This window comes from Sphingobium sp. FG58 (assembly GCF_057809055.1).
Genome location: NZ_JBMDJF010000048.1, coordinates 1 through 2,287, shown reverse-complemented (window position 1 = coordinate 2,287; position 2,287 = coordinate 1). Strand labels below are relative to the sequence as shown.

The following is a 2,287-nucleotide window of genomic DNA, read 5'->3' as shown; positions in this document are numbered from 1 at the left end:
AGGATAGTGGAATGCCAAGCGTGTTTGATACTCTGCCCGAACAGGATGTGCGCGCGCTGGCGCAAGGTCGGCTGTCGGAACTGATCGCCCGATCGGAGCGCCTGACGCTTGCTGGCTTCGGGCCGGTCGTGACCTATTCGCGCAAGGTTTTCATTCCACTGACGGTGCTTTGCCGCGATGTCTGCCACTATTGCACTTTCGCCTCTACGCCTTCGAAATCGAAACCGGCCTACATGTCGCGCGAGGATGTGCTCGCAGTTGCACGGGCGGGCGCAGCGGCTGGCTGCCGTGAAGCGCTTTTCACCCTGGGCGACCGGCCGGAAGCGCGTTATCCTGTGGCGCAACAGGCGCTCGTGGCGCTCGGACACGATACCACCCTTTCCTACGTCGAGGAGATGGCCCGCGCGGTTCTCGATGAAACCGGGCTGCTGCCGCATATCAATGCCGGTTTGATGGACGATGCCGATTATAAGGCGCTGCGTCCGGTTTCAGCGTCCATGGGACTGATGCTGGAGACGGTGTCGGACCGGCTTTCGGAAAAGGGCGGTCCCCATTACGGCTCGCCCGACAAGGTGCCGACGCGGAGGATTGCCGCCATCGAAGCAGCCGGTCGGGCCGCCGTGCCGTTCACGACCGGCCTGCTCATCGGAATCGGCGAGACGCGCGACGAGCGGATCGACGCGCTTGTCGCCATTCGGGATTTGCACCAGCGCCATGGCCATATCCAGGAGGTCATCATTCAGAATTTCCGGGCCAAGCCGGACACGAAGATGGTCGATCATCCCGAGCCTTCGCTGGACGAGCATCTGTGGACCATCGCCGTCGCACGCCTGATCCTGGGTCCGCAGATGGTCATCCAGGCACCGCCCAATCTTCACGCGCCGCAAGAGCTTGCGGCTTTGCTGCGTGCGGGCGTCAATGATTGGGGCGGTGTTTCGCCGGTCACGCCGGATCATGTCAACCCTGAAGCCCCCTGGCCGCATCTGGACGTTCTCGAACGGGCCACGCTGGAAGCGGGCCGCGTGCTGCGTGAGCGGCTCGCGATCGGACCTGCATTCGCGCTTGATGCGGACCGCTGGGCCGAGCCGGCTATTGCCAGGATCGTGCGGCGCTCGATCGACGGCCGCGGACTGCCCGTCACCGATGGATGGCATGCGGGAGCAGGTGCACTGGCCCCCGCTCTGGCGGCGCATGGCAGAACCACGGAGACAGCCGGCATCGAGGCGCTGATCGGGGCTGCCCGGTCGGGAAAGCGGCTGGAGGAGAGCGAGATCGTGCGGCTGTTCCGGGTGGATGGCCCTGATGTGCAACGGCTCATGCAGGCGGCGGACGATCTGCGTCGGGACGTTGCTGGCGACGATGTCACCTATGTCGTCAACCGCAACATCAACTATACCAACATCTGCCTCTACAAATGCGGCTTCTGCGCCTTTTCAAAAGGCAGCACCAAGGCCATCAGGGGACCAGCCTATCGACTGGACATGCAGGAGGTCGGGCGTCGCGCGGCCGAAGCATGGGATCGCGGTGCCACCGAAGTCTGCCTTCAGGGCGGCATCCATCCCGATTATGACGGTCACACCTATCTTGCGGTGCTGAAGGCTGTCCGTGACGCGGCACCGCATATCCATATTCACGCTTTTTCGCCGCTGGAGGTCACACATGGCGCGTCGACGCTCGGCCTGGACCTTGAGGACTATCTGGTTCGGCTTCGCGATGCGGGGCTATCGACGCTGCCAGGGACGGCGGCAGAAATACTGGACGATGAGATTCGCGCCATCATCTGCCCGGACAAACTCGATTCCGGTGAATGGCTCAATGTCATGCGGACCGCCCATCGCGTTGGCCTTCGCTCGACCGCCACGATGATGTTCGGCCATGTCGAGGGCTATGAACATTGGGCGCGCCATTTGCTCAAGATCCGCGATCTTCAGGAGGAGACGGGCGGATTTACTGAATTCGTGCCGCTGCCCTTCGTCCATATGGAATCGCCGATCTGGATGAAAGGGCGCGCACGGTCGGGTCCCAGCTTCCGCGAAACGATCCTGATGTACGCCGTATCGCGCCTGGTCCTCCATCCGCTGATAGCCAATATCCAGGCAAGTTGGGTGAAGCTTGGACCAAGCGGCGTTGCAGCGGCCCTGCGAGCCGGTGTCAACGACCTTGGCGGCACATTGATGGACGAATCCATCACCCGCGCTGCCGGTGGTCTGAACGGCCAATTGTGCGATCCCACGCAAATGCATGGCTTCGCACGCGAGGCCGGTCGACCTGCCTCGCAGCGGACTAC

General features: G+C 62.9%; 1 protein-coding gene. It reads left to right on the top strand.

What is annotated here, in order from left to right; all coding sequences use genetic code 11:
• Positions 1 to 11: 11 nt before the first annotated feature.
• The coding region (gene cofH / locus ACODR8_RS19865; RefSeq protein WP_489008844.1) for a 5-amino-6-(D-ribitylamino)uracil--L-tyrosine 4-hydroxyphenyl transferase CofH at positions 12 to 2,287 on the top strand (2,276 nt) is incomplete at its 3' end.